The organism is Alcaligenes faecalis, assembly GCF_009497775.1.
GTDB lineage: Bacteria > Pseudomonadota > Gammaproteobacteria > Burkholderiales > Burkholderiaceae_B > Alcaligenes > Alcaligenes faecalis_D.
On sequence record NZ_CP031012.1, the window covers coordinates 1,374,371 to 1,392,466 of the forward strand.

Consider the following 18,096-nt stretch of genomic DNA (forward strand, 5'->3'; position numbering starts at 1 on the left):
CTCGTTCAAATCTGGCTAGCATACCGGTCGGGCTTGGGGATCAATGCGTGAAATAAGCCGGTTTTTCAGGACTTTGGACCAAAAAAAACCGGATATTGCAGGCAATATCCGGTTTTCGTGCAACTGGCCGACAAGTAAACCTGTCGGCCCGGTGTGCGGCAGCTGATTAACGCAGCAGCGACAGAACCGTTTGTGGAACTTGGTTGGCCTGGGCCAGAACCGATGTACCAGCTTGTTGCAGGATTTGAGCACGAGTCATGTTGGAGACTTCGACTGCGTAGTCGGCGTCTTCAATACGCGAACGCGAAGCGGACAGGTTGGTAACCGTGTTGTTCAGGTTGGCGATGGTGGACTCGAAACGGTTTTGCACAGCACCCAGGTCGGAACGCAGGTTGTCCACGTCCTGAATAGCGGCGTCGATCGATGCCAGAGGAGCAACCAGCGACAGAGTTTCTTTGTCGGTCACTTCAGCGCCACGAGCCACGGAGATGGTGTTGGCAGTTGCGTTGGCGGTGATGGTGCCAGCAGCGTACACCTTGCCTTCGTGCAGGATGTAGTTGGTGGAAGTGGCGCCGGTGGTTTGAGTCAGAACGGTACCGCCGTTAGCTGCAGTAACCACGGTGTTGGCGTTACCCATTTGAGCAGGAACGGCCGTGCTGGTGGTGCCCGAAGCGGCTTTCATTTCGTGCTTGGTAGCGTCGAATTTCTTGGCCAGCTTGGAAACGTCCAGATCTTTCAGGTTCAGCGTTTCGGAGTCGATCTTCTTCAGGTTAACCGAGATGGTTTCGCCGTCGTTAGCACCAACTTGAATGGCCAGGGACTGGTCTTTGGCCAGAACTTTCACGCCGTTGAACTGAGTTTGCTCGGAAACGCGGTTGATTTCGGCCAGACGCTGGTTGATTTCAGCCTGGATCGAAGCCAAGTCGGTTTCGGAGTTGGTGCCGGTAGTAGCTTGCACGCTCAGAGTACGGATGCGCTGCAAGTTGTTGTTGATTTCGTTCAGCGAACCTTCGGTTGTCTGAGCGATAGAGATACCGTCGTTGGCGTTGCGGGCAGCTTGTGTCAGACCGTTCACGTTAGCGGTGAAGCGGTTGGCAATAGCCTGGCCGGCTGCGTCGTCTTTAGCGCTGTTGATGCGCAGACCGGAGGACAGACGCTCAATGGCTTGACCCAGTGCGCCTTGCGATTTGCTCAGATTGCCTTGGGCAACGAGGGAAAGCGAGTTCGTATTGATAACAGACATGGTAACTCCCAATGTTGAGTAGAGCGGCGAAACGGTTTCGCCCTTTGCCCAGGAAAGCGTTGGCGTTCTGCTAGGCCCCAGGGGGCTGATCGCGCATTCGACACACTGCGTTCTTCCTGTACAGCAACATTAACGGAAGGGGCAAAAAACTCTTTAGGGGCCTGTTGAGAAAATTTTCTCAACTTTGTCTTGAAGCCTTGATTGGTGCGGCTTCAAGCATGATGGCCTGCTGTGAAGAAAGGCCTGTTTGCTTTCCTTTCCTGACCCTTGGTCCTGGTTTTTCCCTGTCCGGCTCTGGAAATGGCGCAGATATTTCCGTGTTGCAGCAGACAGTCAGGAGGCCTTGTTTGAATTGCAGGAGCTAAAAAAGCAAAGGGGGCCATCTATTGACGGCCCCGCTTGGCAAAAACTTAGCAAAAACGGACTAGGGCGGATTCAAACCGCGAACCCGCCCTTGCGTTTAGACAGCAATAGGCTTGCCATCCGCACGTTGGATGACAACGGTCGAAGAACGCGGACGCACCGTGTTCATGCTGACAATCGTAGCGTCATGCGTGTCGTAGGCCGGCCAGTTCACAGGGTGCTGAATGTTCAGGAACAGGCTGGTGTGGTCCGGTGTCATGGCAAAGCCGGTGATTTCTGCTTCGTTCGGGCCCACAAAGAATCGACGCAGATCGGACTGGTTGCTGGCGTTGATGGCCGGGCCGGTGCCCGAGCTGTCCGCCAAGGCACCCGGAATCACGGCCAGCATCTGGTCGTTGGTGGCTCGAGCAACATTGTTCTTGCGGCCGCCGTCGATGCCGTTGTCAGTCTGAATCCACAGAATGCCTCGGCTGTCGAAGCCCAGACCGTCAGGGCTGGCCAACTGGTTCAGATCGGTCAGGCCGGAGCGGTTGGTATCTGCGTCGGCACCCGAATCCGAGCCGAATACGAAGATATCCCACTTGAACTTGTTCGAACCAGGTTCGTCATGCCAGCGAATAACGTGACCGTTGACGTTGTTCAGACGTGGGTTGGCGGCGTTAGTGCCGGACGATGCGTTGCGGCTGGTGTTGTTGGTCAGCGTCAGGTAGATGTCGCCGTTGCTGGGGTGGGTGGCCGTCCACTCGGGGCGATCCATCGGGGTGGCACCCACAAAGTCCGCGGCGCCACGGGTATTGATCAGGATTTCTTCCAGGGATTTGAACTTGTCAGACAAGGTGCCGCCATCCTTGCCTTTGGTGCTGCCTGTCAGTGCCAGCCACTCGCCGGAACCGTCTTCGTTAAAGCGCGCTACATATAGTGTGCCCTTGTCCAGATACTTGGCGCCTACGGCCAGACGGTCAGTGCGCTCGGCATCCTTGGGATCCCAGGCGGCGTCGGACACAAAGCGGTAAACGTATTCAAAGCGCGAGTCGTCACCACTATAGAAAGCCAGAGGCTTGCCAGCTTCGGGCTTGCTGTAGGCACAGCCTTCGTGAGCAAAACGGCCCATGGAGGTGCGCTTGGTGGCAATGCTGGTGGGGTCGTACGGGTCGATCTCGACCAGATAACCAAAGCCGTTGACTTCATTGCGCCAGTCTTCGGTAGCGCTGGCGCCGGTTTCGGTGATGTTGAAGCGAGCAAATTCGCCCAGCACTTCCGACGGATCCTTGGCGGCGGTTTCCCATTTGTAGCGGCCAGTTGGGCCAGCCGATACGCCGACACGTTGCTGGTGAGCGGGACGCGTGCCAGTGTTCACAAAGCAGGCTGCCCAGTTCTCTTCGGCGGTGATGTAGGTGCCCCAGGGCGTCGTGCCGTTACCGCAGTTATTGTTGGTGCCGCGCACTTGTGTGCCGTTGGGCGAAAAGGGGGTTTTGACCCAATCCGTGCCGCCAATCGGGCCAGCCAGTTTCATGGCCGTGGCAGAGGTGAAGCGACGGTTGTAGCGCGAGTTCTTGACGATGTCCCAGCGGCCATTGGCACGGCGGATATGGACGATGGCCACGCCGTGGGCATTGATTTCCTTGCGCACTTCCTCGGCCGGGCGCTTGCCATTGGGCATGGTCGGGCCGTTGGGGTGCAGGGCGTTCTCATCAATATATTCGTGGTTGACGGCCAGCAAGCCTTCGGTGGAGCTGCCCTCCAGGGGGAAGAAGTGCATGCCGTCATGGTGCATGCCCATGGAGTTGAGCAGGTCGTTGGAGCTGTTATTGCCGTTCTGATCCCAGGGCAGGGCGTTGTCATTAATGGGCGTGCCCCAGGGAGCCAGCACATGGGCGATGTAGCCTGGAGGCACGACACAGCCGTCGGTCATGGAGGTGGGCAGGGATTCAAAACCCAGTTTGACGCTTGCCGGTGGTTCCGGATCAGGGCCAGGGTTCGGGTTCTCGCCGCCGCCGTTGTCGGTGGAGTTGCCGCCTGTGCTGCTGCTATCACAGCCAGCCAGACCAAAGCTGCTCATGGTGGCCAAAGCGGCTGCCAGGCCGCCGCGCATTACGGCGCGACGTGTCATGCTGCGTTCCAGGATTTCACTAAAAGGGGTGTTCTGACTCAGGTTACGAACAGTCTTGTCGGAGATATGTTTGCTCATAGTGATAAATAGCGCCAAGGCTGAGTTGTGGGGGGTAGCGCTAATGCTAGAGGGCCAAAGTGAAAGGTCTATGACAAATAGCTGAATGTTTGAATCGTGATTTTTGGGGTATGGCCAGAACGTGCTGCTGGCGAGTGAGGGTGGAAGGTGGCTGTGCGAAGGTCTTTTCAGCCGCCTGATCGGGCCGGAATGGGACTTTTGTTTTAATTAAAAAAATCAGTGCTTTGGCTATTTGGATAATATTGATTTTGTTTTATGTACAGAGTGGTACGTTTTTATGTTTTCTGCTTGATCCATGCACGGCTATTTCGCTATCTATTTAGTACACAAGGACTAAAACGACTTTTGCTCTTTTTCAGCGTTCAGGAGTTTTTAAGGTTCAAGGCCTGCTTTTCTCATTGTGTACACCCTATGAATGGGCATTTCCCTGAGGCTTTGGGACTTCCTATTTGTTGTACTATGTTTCTTTTTTTTCTTCGGGAACTCAATGAAGCAAGGGGTTTTACTGCGCAGTGGCCGTGCCGATGCTTTCATGGCTTTAGGTGAGGGCGGCCGACCGGTATTTCGCTCCGCTTTACAGTTGCGAGAAGCCTTGCGCCGTCGGGCGGGCAACTTTGCCGACCATCTGGCGATTCCGCAAAGCAATGAAACGGGTTCCACGCTGGATTGGTACAGCCCCGTCTCCGGCCAGGTCGTGCCTTGGACCGCCGCTACCGAGCAAGAACGCGAAGAAGGCCTGAAGCAATTAAGTGCTTTCCAGGCCCGGCTGAACGAGATGGCCCCAAGCATGGATGCCGAAGAGCAAGAAGCTCTGGGCGACAAGGCCCTGTTCTCCAGCTTGCTGCGCCGCGTGCTTTATTTCCCGGACGACAACTTTGTGTATCTGGTCAACGGCAAGCCCGTGTTGACCTTCTGGGGTTTCCTGCACCATGGTGCAGATCAGAATCAGGACCCCTTGCTGCCTTTGATGCCTGCGCCTAAAGCCGCGCCTGTGGTGGCTCCACCTGTGGTGCCGCCCGTCGAGCCCGTGGTGGCCCCTGTCGTGGCCCCGGTGGCCGCCAGTTGGTGGTCCCGCTGGTGGTGGCGTTTGCTGGCTTTGCTCTTGCTGCTGGCCTTGCTCTTGTTCGGTTTGCGCTGGTGCACCACGCCGGTCGTGCCCGACACCCCTTTGGGTTCCTTCACCTCCAGCGTAGGCAGCTACTTGCCCGAGAAAGTCCGTAATTGGTTGGGCTGGTCCTTGCCCAAGCTGGATGCTGGCGCCTTGCTGCCGAATGGCCGTGTTGATGCAACAGGCCTTGTTCCCACGGGCACCGTTCCAGTGGTTCCAGGCGCCACGGGTGCGGGCGCTGCTCCCGGTGTTGAAGCACCAGGGGTTGCTGCTCCGGGGGCGGATGCTCCTGCCGCGCCGGGTGCTCCGGATGCGGGGCAAGCTCCCGATACCACGCCGCCTGCACCGCCAGCTGAGCCCGGCACGGACGCCAATCCCCAGCCGCCCGAGTTGCCACAAGACCCGGCAAGCCCGCCTGCTGATCCTGCCGCGCCGCCAACACCTGATGTCAACCCGGCTGCTCCGGCCACGCCTGCTGCCCCTCCCGGTTCTTTGGTAGTGCCGCCTGATGCCTTGCAGTCCGGCAAGATGGATTTCCTGAATGGCCAGTGGGCTGCCCGCATGGGTGTGCAAGACAGCCAGACCGGCAAACCCGTGCAGCTGCAATATCAGTTGAAAGACGGTGCAGGCAATGTGCAGATCAAGCGTGGTGACGGCGTTCAGTGCGAAGCCCCCGTATCTGCCTCGTCTGAACAGGGCCGCTTGATTTTGAATGCCAATTCCGCCGCAAAGTGCACGGACAATGCCGCTTACGATATGCCCAAGATTGTGTGTGATCCCGGTGCAGCGGGCGCAGCCGCCCAATGTGCGGGCATGTACGGCTCCAATGCCTTTCCTTTGATCTTGCAGCAATCCGAATGATGAGTGCTTGAATCTTATGTTGCCTGAATTACTCAAACACGATGGCTTGGTTACTTTGATTGAAAACACCGGAGTCCAGTTCATGGACTTCGGTTTTGACATCAACGCTCCCACTTTGGGCAGCAAGAAGCTGGGCACCTTGAACCATTCTTTCTTCAGCACGAACGGCCAGAACTGGCGTTTCCTGTTTGAAGGCTTGCAGTTTGGCCAGGAACAAACCCTGTTCCATCAGCCTGAAGGCGAGGTTGGGGTGTACCAGGGCGGCGGCCGCAATGATCAGGAATGCGATGTCTCTCTGAGCCGTACCCTGGACTTGTTCGATGGCCTGTGGCTGCCTGTGCCCTATGTGCGCTTTGTGGCGCCGCATCGCTTTGACAATGGCCCGGCCAGTTGGAGCCGTCTGCGCGTGGTGCGTCTGGAAACGCCTGATCGCGACGGCAATACACACCGTATTACGGTTGCCTGCGATACCAGCGTGGTGGACCTGACCGAGGGCGCGGCCTACCTGGCCCCCTTGCGTGAAGACATCAATGCCGGGGCCTTGTTCCGCATTGCGTGCGACAGCGCCCATATGGACTGGTTCCTGAATCGCGACTGGGTGCAGGAATGGTTGCTGGAAGTCTATAAGGACAACGTCAACAAAACGCGCAATATCGACTTTGGCGAAGACGTTAACGCCTTGCGTTCGGCCCAGCTGCATTTTCTGAATTTACTCAGCCTGTTCGCACCACCGCATGAGTGTGTGGACGGTCGCTCTGAAGCCTGGGTGCGCCTGCCGGACATCAAGGTGCTGGCCGCCAACTGGCAAAGTGAACAGGTCATTCCTGTGGACTTGGTGCTGGACGTGGGGAACTCGCGCACTTGCGGGATTCTGATTGAAAACCACGGTCAGGACGACTCCGGCTTGCGGCAGAACTATGTGCTGCAACTGCGGGACTTGTCTCATCCGCATCAGGTGTACAGCAAGCCGTTTGAAAGTCGCGTGGAGTTTGCGCAGACGGACTTCGGCAAGAACCACTTGTCCCTGAAAAGCGGACGTCCCACTGCCTTTTCCTGGCCCACTTTGGTGCGTGTCGGGGATGAGGCCGCGCGTCTGGCCGCCCGCCGTCGCGGTACCGAGGGCACGACCGGGCTGTCCAGCCCCAAGCGCTATTTGTGGGACGAAAACGAATACAAGCACGGCTGGCGTTTCAGTCAGCAGTACGACCGCTCCGATGCAGAACCGCGTGCCCTGGCTGCACCGTTCTCCCTGCATATCGACGAGCGTGGCGAAGCTCTGTACACCCTGGACGAAGACGACCGTCTGCCGGTGTTCGAGCCTTTCTATTCGCGCAGCTCGGTCATGACCTTCATGCTGACCGAGGTGCTGGCCCAGGCGCTGCTGCAAATCAACAGCCCGGCCCAGCGGGTACGCCAAGGTCACTCCAACAAGCCTCGCCGCTTGAGCAATATTGTTCTGACCGTGCCGCCCGGCATGCCTTTGGTAGAACGCAGCCTGCTGGCCGAGCGTCTGCGTCAGGCCATTGGTCTGCTGTGGACCAGCATGGACTGGTATCAAGGCGAAGAAGACCCTTATGGTCTGGAGCCTTCCGAGTCGGGCCGCATGCCGGAGAACCTGCGCGTACCTCTGCCCGAGTTCCGGGTGGAATGGGACGAGGCCACCAGCTCTCAGCTGGTCTACCTGTTTACCGAAATTACCCAAAACTTCGCTGGCCATGCTGACGAGTTCTTTGATGCGGTGGCCGCTCCCTACAAGGAAGATCGGGAAACACTGACGTTGGGCATTATTGATATTGGCGGCGGTACCACCGATATCGTGATCAGCGACTACACCTTGCGTCGCCCGGCAGGGGCGGGCGGTGGCAGCAACCTGACCATCTCGCCCAAACAGCGTTTCCGCGACAGCTTCCGCGTGGCCGGTGATGACATCTTGCTGGACGTCATCCAGCGCTATGTGCTGCCCGCTTTTGAAGATGCCTTGAGCCATGCCGGTGTGGAAGACACGGATGTGTTCCTGTCGCGTCTGTGCGGCAATGAAAAAGCCGATGCCGATAAAGCCGTCTTGCGTCAGCAACTGGCCTTGCAGGTCTTTGTACCGCTGGGCCTGGAGTTCCTGAAACGCTACGAAGCCTACGATCCGCATGAGGACCCGCGTGCCGTCCAGTCCTTGCCATGGGGCGAGCTGCTGGAGTTCGAGCACTTGCAGGGCGATCAGGCCAATGCACCGCTGTCCCACGCGTCGGCAGGCTCGGCCGATGCCTTGCCACGAGTCTCCAGCAAGGTGGTTCAGTACGTGCTGGACGAGTTGCACAAGCATGCCGGTCAGCGCGTCGATCTGGAATTGGCCAAGGTCGAGCAGCCTTTTGATCTGGCCCATTTGCACCAGGGTCTGGTCAGCGGTTCCCTGAACATCAACGATCCCTTGCGCGCCTTCTGCGAAGTGCTGAACTACTACGATTGCGACATTGTGCTGATGGCCGGCCGTCCTTCGCGTCTGCCGGGCGTGCAAGCCTACGTGCGCTCGCAAATGCCGGTATCGCCTGCGCGCTTGCTGCCTTTGCACAATTACCGCACGGGCAGCTGGTATCCCTTCCATACCAATGGTCGGATCGACGATCCCAAGAGCACGGCCTCGGTGGGCGCCATGCTGTGCCTGCTTTGCTACAACATGAATATTGACCAGTTCAATTTCAAAGTATCGAATCTGCGCCCGCGTTCCACCCTGCGTCACATCGGGATTATTGACTCCAATAATCAGATCAAGGATCAGGACATCGTCTACAAGGACGTGCTCCAGATGGACCCCGATACTCGCGAGGAAATGGTGACGCTGGAAAGTGTCAGCAGTGAAGACTCCGATGGCTACCACCTGCTGATGCAGGGCAGCTATCTGCGTCTGGGTTATCGACAACTGGATGTAGAGCGCTGGCCCGCCTCGCCCTTGTACTACCTGCACCTGAACGAGAAGGTGCGTCGCCAGATGGCCGATGCGCCCGACGATGATGGCCAACTGCCATCCATGGAAGTGACCTTGATGGTGGACAAGGCGTCCCAAGGTGGGCAAGGACGCCGTTTGATCAGCGATCGTCTGAAGATCAAGAACTCGGCACCCCGAGACTTCAAACTGAGTGGCGTGTCCAAAGGGGCCGTCCGTATCCAGCTCAACACCATGCTGGAAGCAGGCCTGGGTGATTCTCCATATTGGCTCGATAGCGGGAGCGTAGTGCTCAAATGATGGACATGACGATCTTACAGCAGGATTTGTGCCAGGACTGGCAGAACGTATACCAAGGTGCCGGACAGGCCATTGACTGGGTGATGCAGGCTCGCGCTTCGTCGCAGCGCCTGAACGCGCAGGCCGATAGCCTGGTGCTGGAACTGCGCCGTGCCCGCAATACCGCCCGTAGTCTGGGCGTGGTGTCGGGCCGCCCCATGACAATTGGCTTTTTTGGACTGTCGCAGGCGGGCAAGTCTTATCTGATTTCTAGCCTTGCCGCCGGTGGCAATGGCCGTCTGGAAACCAATTACGGCGGTGAAACCATCGACTTCCTGCGCCATGTGAACCCGCCTGGGGGCGGTAAGGAAGCCACAGGTCTGGTGACGCGCTTTAGCCGCAATGCCACCGCAGGCCCGGATGCCTATCCCGTCGAACTGCAGATTTTCTCTGAAGTCGATATGGTGAAAATCCTGGTCAATAGTTACTTCAATGACTTTGACAAGGAACAGATCGGCTACACCTTTGCAGCGGACCGCATCAAGGCCTTGATCGAATCGCTCAAGAGCCGTGCCGGTGCGAACGATGCCGGCTTGAGCGCCGATGATGCCGTGTCCCTGTGGGACTACGTGCGCAGCAGTTTTGGCAATACCACTCGCTTGCTGGACAGCACCTACTGGCCGGAGGTCATCAATCTGGCCCCCGCCTTGCGTCTGGAAGACCGGGCACAGCTGTTCTCCATCTTGTGGGGCGAGCAGGCTGAGCTGAGCGAGCTTTATATCGGCCTGGCTAAAGTGCTGCAGGCTCTGGGTCACCCCAGCAAGGTCTACGCACCGCTGACAGCGCTGATCCGTCGCGAAGGCGATGGCTTTGTGCAGCAAGACAGCATCATGAACGTGGACGTGCTCGAATCCCTGGGCAGTGCCACCGAGAAAAGCCTGAGCGTCTTGCCCGTACGCGAGCAGGACGGCCAGCCCGTTGTGGCCGCCCAGGCGGTGGAAGTGCCTTTGGCCCATCTGGCGGCGCTGACGGTGGAACTGACCTTCCCCCTGATTGGTGAAACCCAGGGCGGCGGCGTGGACAAGGTGGATCTGCTGGACTTCCCCGGTTACCGCGGTCGTTTGAATATTCGTTCCGTGCAGGATGCCGGTGCCGCTTCGGAAAGCAGCGGTGGCAACCCCGCTTCGCAACTGATTCTGCGCGGCAAGGTGGCTTATCTGTTTGAACGCTATACCGACCAGCAGGAAATGAACGGTCTGGTCATGTGTACCGCTTCGGACAAGCAAAGCGATGTGAAAGATGTAGAGCCTGTGCTGACACGCTGGGTCCATCGCACTCAAGGTGCCACGCCGCAGGAACGTCAGAACCGTAAAGTGGGCCTGATGTGGGCTATCACCATGTTCGACAAGCGCATTGGTGCCTCCCTGATTCAGGACGACGCCCAGGTGCGCGATAGCTGGGACGGCTTGATGAAGATGAGTTTCAAAGAGCGTTTCGGCCACTGCGAATGGTTGCAGCAATGGCGTCCGGACCAGCCGTTCTCCAACACTTTCCTGGTGCGCAAGCCCGGCATGCCCACCCCCTTTATTGATCTGGACACCGAAAGCCGGGAGCTATCCATTACGGCATCCGTGGCCGAGAAAATGGGGCGCATGCGTGGCAGCTTTATCGAAAACCCGCTACTGGCACAGCAATTAAGCGATCCGGCCGAAGCCTGGGACGCCATGCTGGCTTTGAATGATGGCGGCATGCAGCGTCTGCGTGCGTATGTGGCCCAGATTGGTGGCCTGGACTTCAAGCTGATGCGCTTGCAGGAACAGTTCCGCAGCTTGCATGACAGCCTGGTCAAGAAGTCCCTGCATTCTTGGTACAGCCAGGACGGCGACCAGCAATCGGTGGTCAAGGAAGCCCTGGCCAAACAGTTCCGGCAGGAACTGCCTGCTTACCGCGCCATCGTGGGCGAGCTGCTGGCTGCGCTGCATCTGCCGCAAGACACCTTGCGTGATCTGTTCCTGAGCCTGGGCTCCAGCAAGTCCGAGCCGGATGAGCCCGGCGTTCTGACGCAAGAGCAGCCCTTCGAGCAGCAGTACGCCGATCTGGTGTACCGCAGCTGGGTCAGCCAGTTGCGCGAGCTGCCCGCCAGCCGTACCAATCAGAACGTGCTGCGCATGCCGGTGGATTTGCTCTCCAGTCTGGTGGAAGAGCTGATTGTGGCCTCGGACCGTTGGGCCTTGCGCGACAAGTTGCTGGCTGTGCTGACCAAGCGCCGTCAAAGCGGCGTGCGTCGCGAGCGTCTGGCCGATCGCCAAGTTTGCAATGTGGCCATGACGATCAGCGAGTTTGTGACCTGGTTCTACCTGAAAGGCGGCAGCGACGACTTCTTCAAGAGCCCTAAAGCCTTTGCCCAGGATGGCATGCCGGTCTTGCCGGCAGAGCCCCAGGATCACGGCGCGATTTTCTTTGAACAATGGCTGGCCGCTTTGGCACACACCACTTTGCATAACGCCGGTTATGAAGGTGGCCGCGAACTGAGTCTGGAACAGAACCAGGCCTTGGGACGCATTCTGGAACGATTTACCGATAAGAGCGTGGCATGAAATTAAGATTTAGTTTGCAGGCTTTGGAGCCCGCGGTCCCTGGCCGTGCTCGTCTGTATGTGCGTGATTTGGATGAAGAGCTGGACCTGGGCGAATACGCGATCGCCATTCAGCGTAGCCAGAACAGCTATTACCTGCACTCGGCACAAAGCTGGGATGCGTCCTTGCGCTGGTTGCCGCAACAAGGCTGGACCGAGCATGAAGAGGGCATTGCTGTTCTGCTGAACGCTGACATTGTGGATTCGCTGCTGGCCAATGCCAGCGATGCGTATCAAATCACTTTGGCGGAGGCCAACGGCGAAGAACTGGGCCGCAGCCCGCTGAAACTGGACAAGGGTATCTTGCCCTCCACAGCCGGTGGCAATGCCCAGGCTATGGAGCTGACCATGCCCGTGGCCGCCGTACCTGAAACGCCCGCGCCGGAGCCTGTTGTTGAAACGCCTCCGGTGGTCGAAACGGTGGCTCCTCCACCGCCAGAACCCGTCAAGGTAGAAGAAGCGCCGGCTCCCAAAGTGGGGGCGATTGCTCCTGCCCCCGTGGCCCCTCCTGCCAAGAAAGGCGGCATGGGAAAATGGATTGGCCTGATCGTCCTCTTGTTGATTCTGGCGGGCGCAGCCGGTTACTGGTTCTACAGCCAATCTGCCAAGGACGACAGCCCGGCCGCCCCCGATGCACCCGAGTCCAAGCCTGCGGTCGTGGAAACAGACAACTGCACCATGGACAAGCTGGCAGACCGTCCCGGCCTGCAATTTGTGCAAGAGTGCGTCAAGGAAAGCAAAACCTCCGAACAATGGCTGGCCGTAATTGAAGAAGCCAAAAAGGCGGAGCAGTGTGACGTGGCCCAGCGCTTGTACGTGAACAAGGCGCAGTCCGGTGATGTGAAAATCGCCATGGCTTACGCCCGTGAATACGACCCCAAAGATCACCAGGCCAATGCCTGCTTTAGCAAGCCCAATCCGGCTACGGCTGCGTACTGGTACGAAACCGTCTTGCTGTCCGAGCCTGATAACGCGCAAGCCAAGGCCCGCTTCCAGGAGTTGAGTCAATGATGATGCGTCCCCTTGTTCGATTCAGTTTGCTTGGTGCTCTCCTGTTGGGCGCAAGCCAGGCACAGGCCGCAGCTCCCTTGCTGCAAGAGGGCAAGAAGACGCTGTATCAACGTGTTCTGACCACGCCGTCCTGCCGTCTGTTTTCTTCGGAAACGGATCAGCAGGGCAAGCCGGTGCCTGCGTTCAGCCGCTTTTATATTTATCAGCGCAAAGAGCAGGGCGGGGCAGAGCGTGTACAGGTGGGCCCGGACAGCCAGGGCAAGACCGTAGGCTGGCTGGACAAGGCCTGCACGGTGGACTGGAAAATGCAGTTGACCCTGGCCTTCACCAATCCGGCCAACCGCGATCGCATGCTGTTTTTCCAGGATCGTGCCTTGCTGGAAAAAGTGCTGGATACGCCGGACCCGGCCACCCTGGTGGCTCCTATGCGTCAGGCTTTGCGTAAAGACTCGCAAACAGAGGGCGTATTGGCGCAAGAGCCCGAGTACTTTGTGGATGTGCAGGAACAGTTCTACCTCTTGCCCGTCTTGAGCGGTGAAGAGGTCATGACTGAAAACGGCTTCCGTACCCGTTTGCTGAATGTGGCGTCCGTCACCAAGCACACCGCAGATCAGAAAGAGCCGGAAGCTGCCAAGAAAGAGCCTGAACAGGCTCAGGATCAGGATACCGCCCAGCGTACGTCCCAGATCAAGGGCTTTAGTGCTGCCGTGGTCTTTGTGATTGACTCCACCATCTCCATGGACCCGTACATTGATCGCACTCGCGAGGCCGTGCGCAAGGTTTATGCCAAGGTGGAAGAGCAGGGTCTGTCCGATCAGGTCAAGTTTGGCCTGATCGCGTTTCGCTCCAATATGGAAGCCGCGCCGGGCATCGAGTATTTGACGCATATGTATGCGGACCCCAATACCGTGACCAGCAGTGAAGACTTCCTGTCCAAAGTGTCGGACTTGAAGCAAGCCAAGGTGTCTACCGTGGCTTACGACGAAGATGCCTACGCGGGCGTGCTGGAAGCCCTGGACAAGGTGAACTGGAACAATTTTGGTGCGCGCTATGTGGTGCTGATTACCGATGCTGGGGCGCTGGAAGGCAATAACAAGTATTCCTCGACCGGACTGGATGCACCGCAACTGCGTATCGAAGCGGCCAAACCCGGTGTGGCGATCTACACCCTGCATTTGAAGACACCATCGGGCAAGAACAACCACGCCAAGGCCGAAGACCAGTACCGCGAGCTGTCCACTTACGGTGGTACACAAACCTCGCTGTACTACCCGGTCAATGCCGGTGACGTGAACCAGTTTGGCAAGATGGTCGATAACCTGGCGACCGCACTGACCGAGCAGGTCAAAGTGGCCTACCAGGGTGGGGATGCGATTGGCAGTGCAGCCCGTGCCCAGGAGACCGGCGACACCACCACCGACCAGATGCTGACCGACGCCGAGCTGATCGGCCATGCCATGCGCCTGGCTTATTTGGGCAAAACCACGGGCACCACCGCGCCTGAAGTGTTCCATGCCTGGATCAGCGACCGTGATCTGGTGCGCCAGAACATCCCGACAACCGACGTCCGTGTCTTGCTGACCAAAGCTCAGTTGAGTGACTTGAGCGATGTGGTCAAACAGATTCTGGATGCGGCCAACGAAGGCATGATCTCGCCTACCGATATGTTCAACCGCTTGCGTTCCGTGGCAGCGGCCATGGGGGCGGACCCCAGCACCCTGAAACAGGACAAGGGCACCAAGCTGGCCGAACTGGGCCTGATGAGCGAGTACCTGGAAGACCTGCCTTACCAGAGCGCGGTACTGACCTTGGATGAAGATACCTGGACCAGTTGGGATGCCTTGAGCCAGGAAAAATTCATTCGTGACCTGAGCACCAAGCTGCGCTACTACGAGCGCTACAACGCCGATGCGGATCGCTGGGTGTCGCTGGCTGAAGGCGCCGATGCACGTGATGACGTTTATCCCGTGCCGTTGGAGATGATGCCCTGACATGCTCCGCATTCAGCAGCTAGAGGTCTCCCGGGGGCAAGGCCCCCACGCTTTTCGTGTGCAACTGCCCGAGCTTGCTCTGGACGCGGGGCAGATTTTGGCCGTGACCGGCGTGAGCGGTTGCGGCAAAAGCACCTTGCTGGAAACCTTGGGCCTGCTCTTGCGACCCACTCAGGCTCAGGTCTTTAGCTTGGGTAAAGAGGCCAAGGACATCAATGCCTTGTATGCCAGCGGGCGCGAGTCTGAACTGGCTCAATGGCGGGCCAGAAACCTGGGCTTTGTGCTGCAAAACGGTGGCCTGCTGCCGTATCTGTCGGTCCGGGAAAACATGGTTTTGCCGCGCCGCTTGTTGGGTTTGCCCGTCAAGGCAGACCATCTGGACGCAGCCATTGCTACCCTGAAGCTGGAACGACTGCTGAATCTGTACCCCTCGGCCTTGTCCATTGGGGAACGACAGCGCGTGGCCTTTTCTCGTGCCATTGCTCACGCCCCTGGTCTGGTGCTGGCGGATGAACCTACCGCTGCCCTGGACCCCGAAACGGCTCACAATGTGTTCCAGCTGTTTTTCAGTCTGGCCAAGGAGCTGGATCTGGCGGTCTTGCTGGTTTCGCACGATTGGGACAGCTTGAGCCAGTTCGCTATTCCGCGCCTGCAAGCCAAGCTGGAACCGGGCTTGAGCATTTTTGTTCCCGAGGTTGCCGCCCCATGTTTGTAAACGTCTTTCGTCTGGCCTGGGCCGACTTGCGTTTTGACTGGCGCATCTCTTTTTGCATGGTCGCGGCCATGGTAGCCGTGGTGGCTCCCTTGCTGCTGCTCTTTGGCCTGAAGCACGGTGTGGTCACCCAGTTGCAGCAGGAGTTGCTGCAAGATCCGCGCAACTTGGAAGTGAAGATGTTGAGCAGCGGCAGCTTTGACCAGGCCTGGCTGAACAAGCTGCGTCAAATGCCCGGCGTGGGCTATGCCATTGGCATGACGCGCTCCTTGAATACCCAGGCAGATTTGCGTCTGGACCGACGCCGCTTTCTGGAAAATGTAGAAGTGCTGGCCAGCGCACAAGGCGATCCCTTGCTGCAGAATCAGGCCCGTGACTTGTCTCCCCATGAAATCATCCTGACTCAGGAAGCCGCCCGTCGCTTGAACTGGACAGCGGGCGAGTTCGTGCATTTGCGCCTGAGCCGCCGTCTGGACGGACAGCTGGAGCAGGGCGACAAGGCCATGACCGTGGTGGATGTGCTGGCGGAACACCGCTATTCGCGTCCCGCCGTGTTTGTAGCCCCGGAAACCTTGCTGGCGCTGGAATACGCTCGTGATGGTTTTCAAATTCCCGATTTTTCCCTGCTGACTGGCAAGCCTTTGGCCGCTGATATGCCCGTGCTCTACGCCCGCGCCCGTGTCTATGCCAGCACGATTGATCAGGTTGGCGAGGTGGCAAAAGGCCTGGAGCAGCAAGGTATTCCAGTCGCCAGTCGCTACGCTGATATTGAAAACGTGCGCGCCATCAACCGGGTGCTTAGCCTGATCTTTGGTGTGATTGCTTTGACCGCTATCGTGGGCTGCGCAGCCTCTTTGGGCGGAGCATTTTTGGCGAATGTGGACCGCAAGCGCAAAGATCTGGCGGTCCTGCGTTTGCTGGGTATTGATAGCGGTGGAGTCATTCGCTACGTGCTGATTCAGGCCATTTTGTTAAGCCTGATCGCCTATGCCTTGGGACTGGGCCTGTATGGCCTGGGCAGTACCTTATTCAATCAACTACTGGTGGGAGATGGCCTCCAGACGGACTTCGTGTGTCGCATCACCATGGCCCATGCCCTGTACGCCTTATTGATGGTGGCAGGTCTGGCGTGTGTGGTGGCGGCAATCGGAGCCTGGCGGGCCGTTCGTGTTCAACCTGCGGAGAGTTTGCGTGAAATTTAATCCTTTGTTCAGTGCGGCCAGTTTGTTGCTGGGTTTCAGCGCTGTGGCGCAGGCAGCGCCCTGGGACGAGAAGTACTACAACCCCAAGCCAGCCGAAGGCGATGTGGTTCTGCCCATGCCTTGCGAAGGCGCCATGGTGTTTCGCCGTGTGGCCGTGCCCGTCGCCGGTCCTTTGGACGATATGCGTGTGGTGGTGGGGCAGGAAGCCGAGGAGTGGGGCTATATCGAACACAAGCGCCCCGAGTTCATTGCAGGCAGCTTTACCGATAGCAAGGCCGGTTCCTCGCGTTATTACCTGATGGCCAAGTACGAACTGAACAAATTGCAGTATCAGGCCATGACGGAAGCCACCTGCCCGACACCCAAGAACACCTTGGTGGTGCCGCAGACCGACATCAGCTGGATGGATGCGGTGCATTTCTCCGATCTGTACAACCAGTGGCTGCGCGAGAACGCGGCCGACAAGCTGCCCAAAGAAGATGGCTTGGCTGGTTTTGTACGCCTGCCTACGGAAATTGAATGGGAATACGCGGCGCGGGGCGGCTCGGCCCTGTCTTCGGCCGAGTTCCGTGACGTGCGTTATCCCATGCCCGAAGGCATGAACGACTATGAATGGTATGCCGGTGCGCAGTCCTCCAACGGGGCTGTTCAGTTGATGGGACGGCTCAAACCCAATCCGCTGGGTCTGCATGACATGCTGGGCAATGTGGACGAGATGATTCTGGAGTCCTTCCGCCTGAACAAGCTGGACCGTCAACACGGCCAGGCCGGTGGCTTTGTGGTGCGTGGTGGCAATTTCCTGTCCAAGCCCGAAGCCCTGCGTTCTTCGGCTCGTAAAGAGCTGGCGTACTACGGTCCCAAAGGACCCACTCAAGCCAAAACAACCGGCATGCGTCTGGCCCTGGTGTCGATTGCCTTGACCTCGCGCGAGCGTGTGCAGGCCATTGAAAAGAGCTGGCAAGCCCTGGGTACCGAGCAAGGCACGGTCAACCCGAATGGCCCGGCAGAAGAGTCCGCCGTGCAGCGTCTGAGTTCCTTGGCCAGCAGCCTGGAAGACGACAAGCTCAAAGCCCAGTTAAAGCAATTGGAAGGGGATTTGCGGGCCGCCAATCTGCGTCAGGAAGAGATGCGTGACCAAGCCATTCGCGCCAACCTGGAGCTGGGTTCTTTCCTGTGCACCAAGCTGAAAGATGACGTGCTGTTCGTGGAATTGCTGCATCGAAATTACGATGCCTTGTGCGAAGCCGATACGGACGACAAGCAATGCGCCAGCCGCAAATTGAAGCTGGACGAACAGGAAGACCGTGTCGCGAAACTGGCACGGTATTATGCGAGTAATTTAATTGACGCCTCGTCCTTGTACGGGCTGAACTTGCTGGAAAAACAGGTGCCGGTAGAGCGCCAGATGATGGAACAAAACAAGAGCCTGAGTGCTTTGAAACCCTATCTGGAAGTGCATTGGAAAAATCAGAAGGATTATCTGAAAACAGATGCCATTGATATCAATGCCTGGAAAAACAGTTGTAAATCCGTGCCCAACTCGTGAATCACGAGCCAATAAAAATAGA

10 protein-coding genes are annotated in these 18,096 nt (G+C 58.0%); 8 read left to right on the forward strand and 2 right to left on the reverse strand.

What is annotated here, in order from left to right; genetic code table 11:
• Nucleotides 1-166: 166 nt before the first annotated feature.
• Together DUD43_RS06280 and DUD43_RS06285 are read right to left on the reverse strand one after the other, a co-directional pair.
• Nucleotides 167-1,243 (reverse strand): FliC/FljB family flagellin, encoded by a 1,077-nt coding sequence (locus DUD43_RS06280; protein WP_153229578.1) that lies wholly within the window; start codon nt 1,241-1,243, stop codon nt 167-169.
• Nucleotides 1,244-1,703: 460 nt separating this feature from the next.
• Entirely contained in the window at nt 1,704-3,794 is a 2,091-nt protein-coding gene (locus tag DUD43_RS06285) for a PhoX family protein (protein ID WP_153229579.1), read from the reverse strand.
• A 487-nt stretch (nt 3,795-4,281) separates the two neighbouring features.
• Here DUD43_RS06285 and DUD43_RS06290 point away from each other — a divergent pair, with 487 nt between their 5' ends.
• Genes DUD43_RS06290 through DUD43_RS06325 form a run of 8 tightly spaced genes read left to right on the forward strand, consistent with a single transcriptional unit; the run spans nt 4,282 to nt 18,074 of the window.
• The gene (locus tag DUD43_RS06290) at nt 4,282-5,763 is read left to right on the forward strand and encodes an SrfA family protein (RefSeq protein ID WP_153229580.1); all 1,482 of its coding nucleotides are present in this window, start codon (nt 4,282-4,284) and stop codon (nt 5,761-5,763) included.
• A gap of 16 nt (nt 5,764-5,779) precedes the next feature.
• On the forward strand, nt 5,780-8,998 hold the full coding sequence (locus DUD43_RS06295; RefSeq protein ID WP_153229581.1) for a virulence factor SrfB: 3,219 nt from the start codon (nt 5,780-5,782) through the stop codon (nt 8,996-8,998).
• 5 nt (nt 8,999-9,003) lie between these two features.
• Nucleotides 9,004-11,574, forward strand: a complete 2,571-nt coding sequence (locus DUD43_RS06300) for a virulence factor SrfC family protein (protein ID WP_194273450.1) — start codon at nt 9,004-9,006, stop codon at nt 11,572-11,574.
• On the forward strand, nt 11,571-12,623 hold the full coding sequence (locus tag DUD43_RS06305) for a hypothetical protein (RefSeq protein ID WP_153229583.1): 1,053 nt from the start codon (nt 11,571-11,573) through the stop codon (nt 12,621-12,623). The genes DUD43_RS06300 and DUD43_RS06305 overlap by 4 nt, the downstream gene beginning before the upstream one ends.
• Complete coding sequence (locus tag DUD43_RS06310; protein WP_153229584.1) at nt 12,620-14,614, forward strand: vWA domain-containing protein; 1,995 nt, start codon at nt 12,620-12,622, stop codon at nt 14,612-14,614. The genes DUD43_RS06305 and DUD43_RS06310 overlap by 4 nt, the downstream gene beginning before the upstream one ends.
• A gap of 1 nt (nt 14,615) precedes the next feature.
• The gene (locus tag DUD43_RS06315; protein WP_153229585.1) at nt 14,616-15,329 is read left to right on the forward strand and encodes an ABC transporter ATP-binding protein; all 714 of its coding nucleotides are present in this window, start codon (nt 14,616-14,618) and stop codon (nt 15,327-15,329) included.
• Nucleotides 15,320-16,528, forward strand: a complete 1,209-nt coding sequence (locus tag DUD43_RS06320) for an ABC transporter permease (RefSeq protein WP_153229586.1) — start codon at nt 15,320-15,322, stop codon at nt 16,526-16,528. Before DUD43_RS06315 ends, DUD43_RS06320 begins: the two co-directional genes overlap by 10 nt.
• Nucleotides 16,518-18,074, forward strand: coding sequence for a formylglycine-generating enzyme family protein (locus DUD43_RS06325; protein WP_153229587.1), 1,557 nt, complete (start codon nt 16,518-16,520; stop codon nt 18,072-18,074). Before DUD43_RS06320 ends, DUD43_RS06325 begins: the two co-directional genes overlap by 11 nt.
• The last annotated feature ends 22 nt before the right edge of the window (nt 18,075-18,096 follow it).

Bases quoted from the DNA above. Each gene is read 5' to 3' on its own strand.
- DUD43_RS06320 (WP_153229586.1), top strand. From the start codon at position 15,320: ATGTTTGTAAACGTCTTTCGTCTGGCCTGGGCCGACTTGCGTTTTGAC.
- DUD43_RS06305 (WP_153229583.1), top strand. From the start codon at position 11,571: ATGAAATTAAGATTTAGTTTGCAGGCTTTGGAGCCCGCGGTCCCTGGC.
- DUD43_RS06300 (WP_194273450.1), top strand. From the start codon at position 9,004: ATGACGATCTTACAGCAGGATTTGTGCCAGGACTGGCAGAACGTATAC.
- DUD43_RS06310 (WP_153229584.1), top strand. From the start codon at position 12,620: ATGATGATGCGTCCCCTTGTTCGATTCAGTTTGCTTGGTGCTCTCCTG.
- DUD43_RS06290 (WP_153229580.1), top strand. From the start codon at position 4,282: ATGAAGCAAGGGGTTTTACTGCGCAGTGGCCGTGCCGATGCTTTCATG.
- DUD43_RS06285 (WP_153229579.1), bottom strand. From the start codon at position 3,794: ATGAGCAAACATATCTCCGACAAGACTGTTCGTAACCTGAGTCAGAAC.
- DUD43_RS06280 (WP_153229578.1), bottom strand. From the start codon at position 1,243: ATGTCTGTTATCAATACGAACTCGCTTTCCCTCGTTGCCCAAGGCAAT.
- DUD43_RS06295 (WP_153229581.1), top strand. From the start codon at position 5,780: ATGTTGCCTGAATTACTCAAACACGATGGCTTGGTTACTTTGATTGAA.
- DUD43_RS06315 (WP_153229585.1), top strand. From the start codon at position 14,616: ATGCTCCGCATTCAGCAGCTAGAGGTCTCCCGGGGGCAAGGCCCCCAC.